The organism is Rouxiella aceris (genome assembly GCF_012933545.1).
In the GTDB taxonomy this organism is placed as follows: domain Bacteria; phylum Pseudomonadota; class Gammaproteobacteria; order Enterobacterales; family Enterobacteriaceae; genus Rouxiella; species Rouxiella aceris.
Genome location: NZ_JAADJU010000009.1, coordinates 1 through 16,065 on the forward strand (window position 1 = coordinate 1; position 16,065 = coordinate 16,065).

A 16,065-nucleotide genomic window follows, 5' to 3' on the forward strand; every position below is an offset into this window, starting at 1 on the left:
GCCTGGCGGCACTAGCGCGGTGGTCCCACCTGACCCCATGCCGAACTCAGAAGTGAAACGCCGTAGCGCCGATGGTAGTGTGGGGTCTCCCCATGCGAGAGTAGGGAACTGCCAGGCATCAAACAAGTGGAAAGCCCTGTACTGACGTACAGGGCTTTTTGCTGTCTGCAATACGGCAATAATACCCGTGTATCTCGCTCATCAAGACAATATGGTTAATCCATTCCCGGCCCCTGACTGACGTCAGGGGCTTTTTTATTGGGCAAAGGGTTGGAAATAGCCTGTTTACCGGCGGTTCTTGCCGTCTTTTTAACCGCGGCAAATAGCTAAAAAAGCATATTCCAGAAGGATAAATAACCAAAAGATATAACTATATAGCTTTAAGCTGAAAAATTTTCACCTTGGACTTGCATGCTCGACATCGGCAGCGAAACCCGCTATCTTCAGGCATCTAGATGTCTAAACGTATAAGTGGATGTTGTAAGGGAGTCGTTATGCCGATCCGTGTACCAGATGAGTTACCAGCCGTGAATTTTTTGCGCAACGAAAATGTCTTTGTGATGACGACGTCACGCGCTAAAACCCAGGAAATTCGCCCGCTAAAGGTGCTGATACTTAATTTGATGCCCAAAAAGATCGAGACAGAGAACCAGTTTCTACGACTGCTTTCGAATTCTCCTTTGCAGATTGATGTCCAGCTACTGCGCATTGACAGCCGCGAGTCAAAAAACACGCCCGCTGAACACTTAAATAACTTCTACTGCGATTTCGACGATATCCAGCATGATAACTATGACGGCCTGATTGTTACCGGTGCCCCGCTGGGTCTGGTGGACTTTTGTGACGTCGCCTACTGGCCGCAAATCGAACGCGTGATCCATTGGGCAAAAGAGCATGTCACCTCTACGCTGTTCGTCTGTTGGGCAGTACAGGCCGCGTTAAACGTGCTGTATGGCACGCCGAAAATGACCCGGGACACCAAGCTGTCCGGGGTATATGCCCACCAGATGCTGCAACCGCTGGCCTTGCTGACGCGTGGTTTTGATGAGACTTTCCTGGCACCGCATTCCCGTTATGCCGATTTCCCGCTGGAAGAACTGCGCAAATACAGCGATCTGGATATTCTTGCCGGATCCGAAGAAGCCGGTGCATATCTGTTTGCCACCAAAGATAAACGTATGGCGTTTGTCACCGGTCATCCGGAATACGATGCCGGTACGCTGGCTGGCGAGTATCTGCGTGACCTGGAGGCGGGTCTGGCACCGGAAATGCCTTTCAACTATTTCCCACAGGATAACGCCGAGCTGACACCAAAAGCCACCTGGCGCAGCCATGGCCATCTGTTGTTTACCAACTGGCTGAATTATTACGTTTACCAGATCACGCCATTCGATCTTCGTCAGATGAACCCTACGCTGGAATGATCGCCACCATCGCCTAAGCAAACGGCCACTCGGCTGGCCGTTTGTTGCATTGCCTCCTTTCTCTTCTCTTTGCTGCTCCCCCTGCTTGACGATCCTTCGCCATTTCCCTTTTCCTGTTGGTTTTAATGCCGACATTGGAAATTACTCCTGTTTTTTATAAAAAAATATCCGCTCTAATTAAATGAATAATAAGGTGTTTATTTTTTATTTTCAAAAAAATGGAAATCGTTTTTGATTTTATAATTTTATTGATTATTCTTAGTCATATCGGCGAGTAAATGACCAGCCTGGCCATACGACTAAAAATGATCCTCTCTCCTCCAGGGATCTTGTCCGAGATCACCGCATTGCACTCAGGCCTTTAAGGCCAAATTCACTGATAAGTCAGGAGAATGTTGATGTCACAGCAGATAACCCGCAGTTCGCTAGACTTTACACGTCAGTTTTCGCAGCAAACTGCCAGCGTGCTGACCGAACCCGCTATCGACTTTTTAGCCGACCTGGTCAGTCACTTTACCCCGGCTCGCAATCAACTGTTGGCGGAAAGAAAGAAGGTTCAGGCCGCAATCGACGAAGGGCATTTACCAGATTTTATTTCGGAAACGAATTCCATTAGAGAATCATCCTGGCAGATCAAAAGTATTCCAGCCGATCTTCAGGACCGCCGGGTAGAAATTACCGGCCCGGTGGAACGTAAAATGGTGATCAATGCCCTCAACGCCAACGTCAAAGTTTTTATGGCTGACTTCGAAGATTCGCTAGCGCCGGACTGGAGCAAGGTGATTGAGGGACAAATCAATCTGCGTGATGCCGTAAAAGGGACCATCAGCTATACCAATGAATCAGGGAAAATTTATCAGCTTAAACCTGACCCTGCGGTACTGGTATGCCGGGTGAGGGGATTGCACTTGCCGGAGAAACACGTGCTGTGGCAAGGGGAGCCGATCCCCGGTGGCTTATTTGATTTTGCCCTCTACTTCTTTCACAACTACCGTGAGCTGTTGGCAAAAGGCAGCGGTCCCTATTTCTATCTGCCCAAAATGCAGTCCTATCAGGAGGCGCAGTGGTGGCATCGCGTGTTCTGCTTTGCCGAAGATCACGTCGGGCTGCCGCGTGGCACCATCAAGGCAACGGTGCTGATTGAAACCCTGCCCGCAGTGTTTCAGATGGATGAAATCCTTTACCACCTGCGTGACCATATTGTCGGCCTGAACTGCGGACGCTGGGATTATATTTTCAGTTATATCAAAACATTGAAAAACCATGGCGATCGCGTACTGCCCGACCGTCAGGTGGTCACCATGGAACAACCCTTCCTCAGCGCCTATTCGCGCCTGTTGATTAAGACCTGTCATCGTCGCGGTGCCTTTGCCATGGGGGGGATGGCGGCGTTTATTCCCAGCAAAGATACCCAGCGTAATGAATGGGTACTTAACAAAGTGCGTAAAGACAAGGAACTGGAAGCGAGTAATGGTCATGACGGTACCTGGATTGCCCACCCCGGCCTGGCAGATACGGTCATGGCGGTCTTTGATCAGGCATTGGGCACCCGACGCAACCAGCTCGATGTATTGCGCGAACATGACGCAACCATCAGCGCAGAACAGTTGCTGGAACCTTGTCAGGGCGCACGCAGCGAAGAGGGTATGCGCGCCAATATTCGCGTGGCGGTGCAGTACATCGAGGCGTGGATCTCCGGCAATGGCTGTGTGCCGATTTACGGTTTGATGGAGGATGCCGCCACGGCAGAAATCTCCCGCACCTCCATCTGGCAATGGATCCATCACGGCAAGACGCTTGATGACGGTCAACCGGTAACCAAGGCGCTGTTTCACCGCATGCTGGCCGAAGAGATGCAGGTGATCCAACAGGAATTGGGCGATGGCCGTTTTAGCGCCGGACGCTTCCATGAAGCCGCCACACTGATGGAAAAAATCACCACCCAGGATGAGCTGATCGACTTCCTCACCTTACCGGGTTATGCCCTGCTGGCCTGAGTAACCGAATTGACCGTCATTTTATGCTGTATCCCTGAAGGCTTAACATTAAACACGGAGTACCCACAATGAAACTGACCCGTAGCCAACAAATTACACAACTCGAAGAAAACTGGTCACAGCCGCGCTGGAAAGGTATCACCCGCCCTTATACGGCGACCGAAGTGATCAGCCTGCGTGGTTCGGTCAATCCGGAATGCACACTGGCGCAGCAGGGTGCCAGCCGTTTATGGGATCTGCTGCATGGCGCATCACGCAAAGGCTACGTCAACTGTCTGGGAGCCCTGACAGGTGGGCAGGCGTTGCAACAGGCCAAAGCGGGGATCGAGGCGATTTATCTTTCTGGCTGGCAAGTAGCCGCCGACGCCAATACCGCCTCCAGCATGTATCCGGATCAATCCCTCTATCCGGTAAACTCGGTGCCTGAAGTGGTGGCGCGGATTAACAATACCTTTCGCCGTGCCGATCAAATCCAATGGGCGAACAATATCGAGCCAGGACAGCCGGGCTATACCGACTATTTCCTGCCGATTGTTGCCGATGCCGAGGCCGGGTTTGGCGGTGTGCTCAACGCCTTTGAACTGATGAAAGCGATGATTAACGCCGGGGCAGCAGCGGTGCACTTTGAAGACCAACTGGCGGCGGTAAAAAAATGCGGCCATATGGGCGGCAAAGTGCTGGTACCGACGCAGGAAGCGGTTCAGAAGCTGGTCTCTGCGCGCCTGGCTGCCGATGTGCTCGGCGTGCCAACGCTGCTGGTAGCAAGGACCGATGCCGATGCCGCCGACTTGCTGACCTCCGATTGCGATCCTTATGACAGTGCCTTTATTACCGGCGAACGCACCCATGAAGGTTTCTATCGCACCCAGGCCGGCATCGAGCAAGCTATTGCTCGCGGGCTGGCCTACGCCCCTTACGCCGATATTGTCTGGTGTGAAACCTCGACCCCGGATCTGGCACTGGCCCGCCGCTTTGCCGACGCGATTCATCAGCGTTTTCCTGGCAAATTGCTGGCCTATAACTGCTCGCCTTCGTTTAACTGGAAGAAAAATCTCGACGATCGCACCATCGCCAGCTTCCAGGACCAACTGGCCGAAATGGGCTATCAGTATCAGTTTATTACCCTGGCGGGCATCCATAGCATGTGGTTCAACATGTTCGACCTGGCTCATGCCTATGCCCAGGGTGAAGGCATGAAGCACTATGTGGAAAAAGTGCAGCAGCCAGAGTTTGACGCCGTATCACGAGGCTATACATTTGCCTCACATCAGCAGGAAGTGGGTACCGGTTACTTTGACAAAGTGACCACCATTATCCAGGGCGGACGCTCCTCGGTGACCGCATTGACCGGCTCGACCGAAGAACAACAGTTTTCCTGATCGTTACCCGGCCCGGCGTCAGCCGGGCTTTTTGCTGATGCCATGGAGCGCCATGATGACGAGCGAGCTGTTAATCGCGCAGACTATTTTGCAGGGTTTTGATGCGCAGTATGGGCGCTTTCTGGAGGTGACCGCCGGTGCGCAACAGCGTTTCGAACGTGCCGACTGGGCCGCAGTGCAGCACGCCATGAAGCAACGAATTCATCTTTATGATCATCACGTTGGCCTGGTGGTCAGCCAGCTACAGTGCATTACCGGTGCACAATTTTATGATGCCGACTTTAGCCGTCGGGTCAAAGCCTGCTTTACCACGCTATTGCCTGATTATCCCCGTGGCGAAATTGCCGAAAGCTTTTTTAACTCGGTCTACTGCCGCATCTTCAAACATCGTGAACTGACCGCGGACCGACTGTTTATCTTTAGTGACCAACCGCAGGACAGTGGCAAACAACTGTATCGCCCTCTGGCCCGCGTGCTGGCTCCGGGTGGCGATTTGACCGGCATGTTGCATAAGCTGCTGATAGAACTTCCTCTGCGCCTGCCCTGGCAAGATAGCCTGCGCGATGCCCGAACCATTGCCGATGCGCTGGCCAGCGCCTTTCCCGATGCCCGGCTTGACGAGGCGCGTTTTGAGATCGCCAGCGAGCTCTTTTATCGTAACAAGGCGGCCTGGTTGGTAGGTAAAATCCGCTGGCGACAGCAGGTCTACCCCTTCTTGCTGCCGATCCTGCAAAGTTCGCAGGGCGCACTGTTTGTCGATGCTTGCCTGACCGAACATAACGATGCCAGCATTATTTTTGGCTTCGCCCGCTCCTATTTTATGGTCTATGCCCCTCATCCCGGGGCGCTGGTCGAGTGGCTGCGAGAGATTTTACCGGCGAAAACCACCGCCGAACTGTACAGCGCCATTGGCTGCCAAAAGCATGCCAAAACCGAATGCTATCGCGAGCATCTGCGCTTTATGGCCAGCGGCAACCAGCCCTTTATTATCGCCCCCGGGGTTAAGGGGATGGTGATGCTGGTGTTTACCCTGCCTGGCAGCGACCGGGTATTCAAAGTGATTAAAGACCGTTTTGCGCCGCAAAAACAGGTGACCGAGCAGCGGGTACGCGACTGCTACCAACTGGTGAAAGAGCACGACCGCGTTGGCCGAATGGCCGACACCCAGGAGTTTGAACATTTTGTTTTGCCCAAAAACCGCATTAGTGACGAACTGATGGCAGAATTGCAGCGTGAGGCCGCCGGGAAAATCGAAGATCTGGGTGACAGTATTGCGCTGCGCCATCTATATATTGAACGGCGTATGACGCCGCTGAACCTCTATCTGGAGCAGGCCACGGCGCAGCAACTGCATGATGTGATTGAAGAGTACGGCAACGCCATCAAACAGCTGGCGGCGGCCAATATCTTTCCGGGAGATATGCTGTTCAAGAATTTTGGTGTGACCCGTCATGGTCGCGTGGTGTTTTATGACTATGACGAGATTTGCTATATGACCGAGGTGAACTTTCGTCAGTTGCCTGCGCCGCGCTATCCCGAAGATGAACTGGCCAGCGAGCCCTGGTACAGCGTGGCAGAGAACGATGTGTTTCCCGAAGAGTTCCGTCACTTTTTATGCAGTGATGCCCGGCTGCGTCCATTATTTGACACCTTGCATGGCGATCTCTTTACCGCCGACTACTGGCGCGGTTTACAGCAACGAATTCTGGCCGGGCATGTCGAAGATGTTTACGCCTACCGCCGCAAACAGCGCTTTTGTCACCGCGCCGCGCAGCCCCTGAGTGCCTGAGAGGGGCGGCGGTTAAGCTTTGCCGCCGCCGTAGGCCCGAGTGATCTCTTTAGCTGCATGCATCACCAGCGCTCCCAGCTCGGTCACCCGGTTATCGGTGATCCGCGAGATCGGGCCGGAGATGGAGATCGCCGCATAAGCATCGTTATGCTCATCATAAATACAGGTGGCGACGCAGCGTAACCCCAGCGCATGTTCTTCATCATCAAAGGCATAGCCACGTTTACGCGTATCCGCCAACTCTTGCTTGAGATTGGCCGGTGAGGTGCGCGTCAACGGCGTGTAGCTATGCAAGCCGATTTTATGCAGCAATTTGACCAGACGATCCTCGGGCAGCGTCGATAAAAAGGCCTTTCCCGCCCCGGAAGCGTGCATTGGCAGCTTGCCGCCAATGGGTGCCGACATACGCATTAATGCATTGCATTGCACCTGATCGATAATGATCGCCTGATAGTCGCTGTGATCGAGCACTGCCAGATTGACCGTCTCTCCCGACTCTTCCATCAGTTGTCGCAACATCGGATGCACCATCGCCAGCAGATTTCGGCTTTGCAAAAAGCTGCTGCCCACCACAAAAGCGTGCGAACCAATGGTCCATAGCCCCAAATCCCCCACCTGACGGACAAAACCCTGCTGCTGCATGGTGGTGAGCAGACGATGGGTAGTAGAATTGGCCAGCCCCGCCTGCTGCGCCAGGTCGGTCAGTGCCACGCTGCCTTGCGCTTCGGCAATATATTCCAGCAGCTTCAGGCCACGGGTTAACGACTGCACCTGTCCGGTGGCCGCTGCGGCTCCGCTGGTGCTGCTCTTGGGTTTCTTTGTACGTTTTGCCGCCGTGGCAGAAGTGGTCACCATAATGATTTCCCTTGTCTGATTCGCCGGGAAACCGGTTAGTTTTGCCACGACCCCCTCGCGGACGAGTGGTTGCCTGGCAGATAACCGGAAACTGGCAGTAAACTATTATTTTGGAATTCGTTTTCGTTTTTACAGTATGGATCGCAAAGCAGATTTATGCACCTCCGATCTGTTGCCACTGTTTTGCAATAGGGCGCAAGGATTTGATGAAAAAGTCTCACGTTATGGCGAGCACTGCCCTTGAACAAGGTATGTTAGGATAACTGCCGTATTTTACAGCGCATAATAGCCGCCTGGACGGGGTAAAGAGTGATAGCAGCGGGTTGCAAGCGATGGGCGATGAGGTGAAAGTGACAAATCGAGTAGAAGCACTACATGAACAGCTGGCGAAGCGTATTTTGGTGCTGGACGGTGGCATGGGCACCATGATCCAGAGTTACCGCCTGCAAGAAGAAGACTACCGCGGCGAACGTTTTGCCGATTGGGAGAGCGATCTCAAGGGTAACAACGATTTGCTGGTCCTTAGCAAGCCAGAAGTGATCACCGCGATCCACTACGGTTATCTGGAAGCGGGTGCCGATATTCTCGAAACCAACACCTTTAACTCCACCACCATCGCCATGGCTGACTACCATATGGCGTCGCTCTCGGCCGAGATAAATTACGAAGCCGCCCGTTTGGCGCGGGCCTGCGCCGACGAATGGACGGCACGTACCCCGGAGAAACCGCGCTATGTTGCCGGCGTGCTTGGCCCAACCAATCGCACAGCGTCAATCTCCCCGGACGTTAACGATCCGGCGTATCGCAATGTCTCTTTTGATCAACTGGTCGAAGCTTACCGCGAATCCACCCGTGCGCTGATTGAGGGTGGCGTCGATCTGATTATGGTTGAGACCATCTTTGATACCCTCAATGCCAAAGCGGCCACGTTCGCCGTCGAAACGGTGTTTGAGGAGATGGGCGTGCTGCTGCCGGTGATGATTTCCGGCACCATTACCGACGCTTCCGGGCGAACTTTATCCGGACAAACCACCGAAGCTTTTTATAACTCCCTGCGTCACGTCAAGCCGCTGACCTTTGGCCTGAACTGCGCACTGGGACCGGATGAACTGCGGGAATATGTCGCCGAGCTATCGCGCATTTCCGAATGTTACGTCACCGCGCACCCCAATGCCGGTCTGCCTAACGCCTTTGGCGAATACGATCTCGAAGCCAAAGAGATGGCAGAGCATATTGGTGAATGGGCGCGCGCCGGATTTCTGAATATGGTCGGCGGTTGTTGCGGGACTACGCCAGCGCATATCGCGGCAATGGTCAAAGTGCTCGAAGGCGTACCGCCGCGGCGCTTGCCCAAGATACCGGTCGCCTGTCGCCTTGCCGGGCTCGAGCCACTGAATATCGATGCCAATACCCTGTTTGTTAACGTCGGCGAACGTACTAACGTCACCGGCTCTGCGCGTTTTAAGCGACTGATCAAAGAAGAAAAATATCAGGAAGCGCTGGCTGTGGCCCAGCAACAGGTTGAAAGCGGCGCACAAATTATTGATATCAACATGGACGAAGGCATGCTCGACGCCGAAGCCGCCATGGTGAAATTTCTTAATCTGATTGCCGGTGAGCCCGATATTGCCCGAGTGCCGATTATGATTGACTCCTCCAAGTGGGAGGTGATCGAAAAGGGCCTGAAATGCATCCAGGGCAAGGGCATCGTTAACTCAATTTCGATGAAGGAAGGGGAAGAAGCTTTCCTTAATCACGCTCGCAAGGTGCGACGCTATGGGGCTGCCATGGTGGTCATGGCCTTTGATGAAGTGGGCCAGGCTGATACCCGGGCGCGCAAAATCGACATCTGCCGTCGTGCTTATCAGCTGCTGACCGAAGAAGTCGGCTTTCCGCCGGAAGATATCATTTTTGACCCCAATATCTTTGCCGTTGCCACCGGGATTGAAGAGCACAACAACTATGCTGTCGACTTTATCGAGGCTTGTGCCGATATCAAATCGCAATTACCCCATGCGCTGATTTCCGGGGGCGTTTCCAACGTCTCCTTCTCCTTCCGCGGTAACGACCCGGTGCGTGAAGCGATCCACGCCGTATTCCTCTATCACGCCATTCGTAATGGCATGGATATGGGTATCGTTAACGCCGGTCAGCTGGCCATTTATGACGATTTGTCTGACGAACTGCGCGAAGCCGTTGAAGATGTGATCCTTAATCGCCGCGATGACAGTACTGAACGCCTGCTCGACCTGGCCGAAAAATATCGCAGCAGCAAAGACGATGGCGAAGCCAATAAACAACAGGCTGAGTGGCGCGGCTGGGAAGTGAGAAAACGCCTCGAATATTCACTTGTAAAAGGCATCACCGAGTTTATTGAACTTGATACCGAAGAGGCACGCCAGCTCTCTGCCCGTCCGATAGAAGTGATCGAAGGGCCGCTGATGGATGGTATGAACGTGGTCGGCGACCTGTTTGGCGAAGGCAAGATGTTCCTGCCGCAGGTGGTTAAATCTGCTCGCGTAATGAAACAGGCGGTGGCCTATCTCGAACCTTATATCGAGGCCAGCAAAGAGAAAGGCAAAACCAACGGCAAAATTCTGCTGGCGACGGTAAAAGGCGATGTTCACGATATCGGGAAAAATATCGTTGGCGTGGTGCTGCAATGTAATAACTACGAGATTATCGATCTCGGCGTGATGGTGCCGACGGACAAGGTGCTGAAGACCGCTATTGAACAAAACGTCGATATTATCGGTTTGTCCGGTCTGATCACCCCTTCGCTGGATGAAATGGTCAACGTGGCCAAAGAGATGCAGCGTCGCGGATTTACCATGCCATTGCTGATTGGCGGGGCAACCACCTCCAAAGCGCACACGGCGGTTAAAATCGAGCAGAACTACCAGGGGCCAACGGTTTACGTGCAAAACGCCTCCCGTTCGGTCGGCGTGGTTTCGGCGCTGTTGTCCGATACCCAGCGTGATGCCTTTGTCGAAAAAACCCGTAAAGAGTATGAAACGGTGCGTATTCAGCATGCCCGTAAAAAACCACGTACTCCGCCGGTTAGCCTGGAAGTTGCCCGTGATAATGCTACCCGCATCGACTGGGAGAGTTACACGCCGCCGGTTGCCCATCGTTTGGGGATACAAAAAGTCGAAGCCAGCATTGAAACGCTGCGCAACTATATCGACTGGACGCCGTTCTTTATGACCTGGTCGCTGGCGGGCAAATATCCGCGCATTCTCGAGGACGAAATCGTCGGCGAAGAAGCAAAACGTTTGCTGCACGATGCCAACGAGATGCTCGATAAGCTGGCCAGCGAGAAGTTGCTTAATCCTCGCGGTGTCGTGGGGCTGTTTCCGGCCAACCGCCGTGGCGATGATATTGAAATATATCGCGATGAACGCCGTGATGAAGTGCTGGTGGTCAGTCATCATCTGCGTCAGCAAACTGAAAAACCCGATTTTGCCAATTACTGCCTGGCGGACTTTGTTGCGCCAAAATCCAGTGGTAAAGCCGACTATATGGGGGCTTTTGCGGTTACCGGTGGTCTGGAAGAAGACGCGCTGGCCGAGGCCTATGACAAGCAGCATGATGATTATAATAAAATCATGATTAAAGCCTTGTCCGACCGCTTGGCCGAGGCGTTTGCCGAATATCTGCATGAGCGAGTACGTAAGGTTTACTGGGGGTTTGCCGCTAATGAAAATCTTAGCAATGACGAGCTGATCCGCGAGAACTATCAGGGGATCCGTCCGGCACCGGGTTATCCGGCCTGTCCTGAACATACGGAGAAAGGTCAGATTTGGCAGCTGTTGGACGTGGAGACAAACACCGGTATGCAGTTGACCGAATCTTTCGCCATGTGGCCGGGAGCATCGGTTTCCGGCTGGTATTTCAGCCATCCTGAAAGCAAGTACTTTGCCGTAGCGCAGATTCAGCGCGATCAGGTGGAGGACTATGCGGCCCGTAAAGGCATGCCGATCGCCGAGGTGGAACGCTGGCTGGCGCCAAACCTGGGGTATGATGCGGATTAGGTCTTAAATGGCAATTTTCTGTTTTAAAGTCAGTTGGCTATGAGGGGGTTGTATCGGGTTGGGCTTTGGCTTAAATGGCAATTTTTTGTTTTAAAGCCAATGGGCTATGAGGAGTTGTTTCGGTTTTATAATAGCGGTGGCAACTTAACCCGCTGTGCCGAACCGAGTTAAGGAGCGCTGGCCCGCTCCTTAACAATCCTTGGCCTTTTGGTGTCTTGGATTCGTCTGCTGCCTATTACCGGCTATGTTTCAGTAACCCCGAGCGTGGCACGAGCCGCGCTGCTGCGCAGTCCCCTTGCTCGGTCGGGAGCCAAAAGCGTCTCCCTCCGCTTCGCGCGGCGCCGTCTCTGAATGTGCCAGCCAGCTATGTAAACAGTGCCGGTTTGGCTTAAATGACAATTTTCTGTTTTAAAACCAATTGGCTCTAGCGGAATTGTTTCGGTTAGGCTTAAGTGTCAATTTATGATTTTAAAATCAATTGGCTACGAGGAGCTGTTTCGGTTTTATCATTGCAGTGACAGCTTAACCGACTGTGCCGAACCGAGTTAAGGAGCGCTGGCCCGCTCCTTAACAATCCTGGGCCTTTTGGTGTTGTTGATTTGTCTGCTGCCTATTACCGGCTATGTTTCAGCGACTCCCAGCGTGGCACGAGCCGCACTGCTGCGCAGTCCCCTTGCTCGGTCGGGAGCCAAAAGCGTCTCCCTCCTCTTCGCGCGGCGCCGTCTCTGAATGTGCCAACTAGCTATGTACATCGTACGGTTTTGGCTTAAATGTCAATTTTTGGTTTTAAAGGCCATTGGCTTTAGAGGAATTGTATCGGGTTGGGCTTAAATGGTAATTTTTGATTTTAAAGTCAATGGGCTATGAGGAGCTGTTTCGGTTTTATAATAGCGGTGGCCACTTAACCGACTGTGCCGAACCGAGTTAAGGAGCGCTGGCCCGCTCCTTAACAATCCTGGGCCTTTTGGTGTTGTTGATTTGTCTGCTGCCTATTACCGGCTATGTTTCAGTTACCCCCAGCGTGGCACGAGCCGCGCTGCTCCGCAGTCCCCTTGCTCGGTCGGGAGCCAAAAACGTCTCCCTCCGCTCCGCGCGGCGCCGTCTCTGAATGTGCCAGTAAGCTATCTACACCGTACCGTTTCAGACAAAGATTTTTTGTCTTTTTGTCTTTTTGTCTTTTTGTCTTTCGCAGTTGACCTTCGATGTTGCCGGTTTTGCAGTAAATGTTTCCTGGCCGATTCAAAACCTACGCTGAGCGACGTGGAGCGAGACGCTTTTGGCTCGCGACCGAGTGAAGGGACCGCGAAGCGGCGTGGTTTAGGCCACACACCGATGTCACTGGAAAGAACTCGAACCGAGGGCACGACACTGTTCAATTTGGACAAGGCGCAGGATTCCAAAGGAGGCGCGCCTTCGCCTCCTTTGGGCGGTCTGGGCCGCCGCCCAGTGAGCGCAGCGAATGCCCTTGACCTTGACCTTGACCTTGACCTTGACCTTGAAGTTGAAGTTGAAGTTGACCTTGAATCTAAAAGCAAATTTGCAATTAAAACCGAAACCCTTTGCTCGGAGTAAATTGACTTTTAAGCTATAAAGGCGCTCTGGGCCGCCGCCCAGTAAGCGCAGCGAATGCAGTTGAAGTTGACCTTGAAGTTGACTTTAAAACCAAAAAATTGTCATTTAAGCCCCCCCTGATACTTCCACATCAATATGCAATGCATCATACCGCCAGTACTCCAAATCACAGTCAATCACCCGATCCCGCTGATCGCGGTTGATCCGGGTAATAAACAGCGCCGGGCTGCCCAGAGCGATTTTTAAGGCATCGCATGCCTCAGGGGGCAGACGGGTGGGCACCATATCAAAACGTACCCGGCCATAACGTACGCCATAACGGGATAAATACAGGTCAGTCAACGATTTGGTGAGATCGTCATGAATGATTTCGGGAAAGAACTGCGGATTAAGGTAATGCTCTACGTACAACACTGCCCGCCCGTCGATATAACGTATGCGGCGAATACAGTAGAGCGCGCTTTGCGGTGGCAAAGCCAGTTTTTGACACAAATCGTCACTGCCGATCAGTTGGCAGGCATCAATAAGCTCGGTTTTGGCATGACGCCCTTGTTCCAGCGCCATAGCATGAAAGTGACTACGTTGCAGCGGGTTGTATAACAGTCGCGGCGGTGAAATAAACCAACCACGGCGTACTTCACGATAAATCAGCCCCTGCGCCTCCAGTTGGCTTAGGGATTCACGCAGCGTAATACGTGTCGTGCCAAACTGCTCGCTTAACGTGCGCTCCGAGGGTAAGCGCCCGGTTGCGGAATATCCCCCCGCGGCGATCTTTTCACTCAATGTCTGGCAGATGGTTGCCACGGTCGTCTGCGATCCACTCATCGGTCTTCAGCCTCATTTCAGTGCATTTTTGCACCACAGTGGCAATTAAAGGGCGAAAATCTGTGCGCTTGTTAACAGCTATCAGCTTAAATCCGCTGCTTTTTCACGCTGTAATATAATTATCACAAATGATCGTTAGATTGGCTTAGTTCTTGCTGGACTAGACCAGCACTCACACACACTATCATCTGGAGCATCAGTTATGAAACAGTTGTTCGCATCTGTGTTAGCCACCGCGCTGGTCGTGACGACCACCACGGCGTTTGCCGCCGACTCTTTGGCCGATCTGGAAAAAGCCGCCAAAGCCGAAGGTACGGTCAATAGCGTCGGGATGCCAGACTCTTGGGCAAACTGGAAAGATACCTGGAATGATTTAAATACCAAATACGGCATCAAACATAGCGATACCGATATGAGCTCTGCACAGGAGATCGCAAAATTCCTGGCAGAGAAAAATAATGCCAGCGCAGATATTGGCGACGTGGGTGCGGCATTTGGTCCAGTGGCGGTTAAAGAAGGCGTAGCGTTGCCTTATAAACCCAGCACCTGGGAGCAGGTTCCTGCCTGGGCAAAAGATAAAGAGGGTAACTGGGCGCTGGCCTACACCGGTACCATCGCCTTTATTATTGATAAATCTCAGGTTAAAGACGAACCCCATAGCTGGGCCGATCTGCTGAAAGGCAAATATAAAGTCACTATCGGTGATGTCAGCACCGCAGCACAGGCCGCCAACGGCGTCTTGGCCGCCACCTATGCCATGGGCGGCAACGAGAAAAACCTGAAACCTGGTCTGGAGTATTTTGCCAAACTGGCAAAAGCTGGCCGTCTGAGCCTGACCGATCCGGTTATTGCCTCACTGGAAAAGGGCGAAGTGCAGGTTGGCGTGGTCTGGGATTTCAACGGTCTTAACTACCGTGACCAGATTGATAAAACCCGTTTTGACGTGGTGATCCCGTCTGATGGCAGCATCACCTCCGGTTATACCACCATCATCAACAAATACGGCAAGCATCCTAACGCGGCTAAATGGGCGCGTGAGTATATCTTCTCTGATGCTGGCCAAATCAACCTGGCGCGAGGCTATGCCCGTCCAATTCGCGCCGAGCACCTGACCCTGCCGGAAGATGTCAAAGCCAAACTGCTGCCAAACAGCGAATATGCCAAGGCTCATCCAATTGCTGACCCTGATGCCTGGACCAAGAACGCCAAAACGCTGCCTCGTTTGTGGCAGGAAGATGTGATGATCAATATGCAGCAATAAATTAGATAAAAATCTTTTGGCTATCTCTCTGCAACGAGAACGGGCATCAGGCGCGCTTCTCGTTGCCGAGAGAACTCAACGCTCTGTGTTGGGTTTTTAGAGTTTATTCTCAGGGTTAACGTGTTATGAAGAGCATTCTGGTGGTACTGGATGGCCTGAATTTTCAGGTTGCCCGCGATGCAATGGGATATTTACAAGCACAGTGTGCCGCAGGACGCGGGCGCTTGTATCAACTGGAATGTGAATTGCCTTCGCTATCAAGGCCGCTTTACGAATGTATTTTGACCGGCGTTCCCCCGGTGGTCAGTGGCATTGTGCATAATCATGTCGATCGCCTGTCAACCGAACGCAGCATTTTTCATTATGCCCGCGATGCCGGATTGACCACCGCTGCGGCGGCTTATCATTGGGTCAGCGAATTATATAATCGGACGCCTTTTCTACCGGCGCGCGATCGCCATACCGACGACAAAACCCTGGCTATTCAACATGGTCACTTCTACTACGACGATACCTATCCCGATTCCCATCTGTTTGATGATGGTGAAAGCCTGCGCCTGCGCTATGACCCGGACTTTTTGCTGATCCATCCCATGAATATTGATGATGCCGGGCATAAGTCTGGTCTGGATTCGATGCAGTACCGCAACAAGGCGCGGGTCGCTGACGGTATTTTGTCGCACTACCTTGGCACCTGGCTGCAGGCCGGTTATCAGGTGATAGTCACCGCCGATCACGGTATGAATAACGATCGCAGCCACGGCGGTATTTTGCCTGAGGAGCGTCAGGTGCCGCTGTTTGTCTTTGGCAGCGCCTTTCGTCTCGGTGAGGCCGCGCCGTTACAGACCGAGCTGTGTGGCACCCTCTGTCAGTTGCTCAATGTGAGCCATGATAAGCCGTACTGTGCGGATTTACTGGCCTGAAACCAC

The 16,065-nt window shown here is 52.9% G+C and carries 10 protein-coding genes and 1 rRNA gene; 9 read left to right on the forward strand and 2 right to left on the reverse strand.

Annotation, left to right across the window (positions count from 1 at the left end):
• Nucleotide 1: 1 nt before the first annotated feature.
• The 5 genes from rrf (at nt 2) to aceK (ending at nt 6,589) form a co-directional block, all read left to right on the forward strand.
• Nucleotides 2-117 (forward strand): 5S ribosomal RNA (gene rrf / locus GW590_RS16615).
• Nucleotides 118-494: 377 nt separating this feature from the next.
• Nucleotides 495-1,424 carry a homoserine O-acetyltransferase MetA gene (gene metA / locus GW590_RS16620; protein WP_169404202.1) on the forward strand — a complete coding sequence of 310 codons (930 nt, stop codon included), beginning with the start codon at nt 495-497 and terminating at the stop codon, nt 1,422-1,424.
• A gap of 398 nt (nt 1,425-1,822) precedes the next feature.
• Nucleotides 1,823-3,421, forward strand: coding sequence for a malate synthase A (gene aceB / locus GW590_RS16625; RefSeq protein WP_169404203.1), 1,599 nt, complete (start codon nt 1,823-1,825; stop codon nt 3,419-3,421).
• A 68-nt stretch (nt 3,422-3,489) separates the two neighbouring features.
• Nucleotides 3,490-4,800, forward strand: a complete 1,311-nt coding sequence (gene aceA, locus GW590_RS16630) for an isocitrate lyase (protein WP_169404204.1) — start codon at nt 3,490-3,492, stop codon at nt 4,798-4,800.
• A 55-nt stretch (nt 4,801-4,855) separates the two neighbouring features.
• On the forward strand, nt 4,856-6,589 hold the full coding sequence (aceK, locus tag GW590_RS16635) for a bifunctional isocitrate dehydrogenase kinase/phosphatase (RefSeq protein ID WP_169404397.1): 1,734 nt from the start codon (nt 4,856-4,858) through the stop codon (nt 6,587-6,589).
• Between the two features lie 12 nt (nt 6,590-6,601).
• Here aceK and iclR read toward each other — a convergent pair whose 3' ends face one another.
• Nucleotides 6,602-7,444 (reverse strand): glyoxylate bypass operon transcriptional repressor IclR, encoded by an 843-nt coding sequence (gene iclR, locus GW590_RS16640; protein WP_169404205.1) that lies wholly within the window; start codon nt 7,442-7,444, stop codon nt 6,602-6,604.
• Nucleotides 7,445-7,776: 332 nt separating this feature from the next.
• On the opposite strand from iclR, the gene metH reads away from it, so the two are divergent.
• Nucleotides 7,777-11,478: a methionine synthase gene (metH, locus tag GW590_RS16645; RefSeq protein ID WP_169404206.1), complete on the forward strand. Its 3,702-nt coding sequence runs from the start codon at nt 7,777-7,779 to the stop codon at nt 11,476-11,478.
• Nucleotides 11,479-12,810: 1,332 nt separating this feature from the next.
• Nucleotides 12,811-13,050, forward strand: coding sequence for a hypothetical protein (locus GW590_RS16650; RefSeq protein WP_169404207.1), 240 nt, complete (start codon nt 12,811-12,813; stop codon nt 13,048-13,050).
• Between the two features lie 105 nt (nt 13,051-13,155).
• Here the strand turns inward: GW590_RS16650 and GW590_RS16655 are convergent, their stop codons facing one another.
• Entirely contained in the window at nt 13,156-13,875 is a 720-nt protein-coding gene (locus GW590_RS16655) for a UTRA domain-containing protein (protein WP_169404208.1), read from the reverse strand.
• A 202-nt stretch (nt 13,876-14,077) separates the two neighbouring features.
• Between GW590_RS16655 and GW590_RS16660 the strand changes: the two genes are divergently transcribed.
• The gene (locus GW590_RS16660) at nt 14,078-15,136 is read left to right on the forward strand and encodes an ABC transporter substrate-binding protein (RefSeq protein ID WP_169404209.1); all 1,059 of its coding nucleotides are present in this window, start codon (nt 14,078-14,080) and stop codon (nt 15,134-15,136) included.
• A gap of 125 nt (nt 15,137-15,261) precedes the next feature.
• Complete coding sequence (locus GW590_RS16665) at nt 15,262-16,059, forward strand: alkaline phosphatase family protein (RefSeq protein ID WP_169404210.1); 798 nt, start codon at nt 15,262-15,264, stop codon at nt 16,057-16,059.
• The last annotated feature ends 6 nt before the right edge of the window (nt 16,060-16,065 follow it).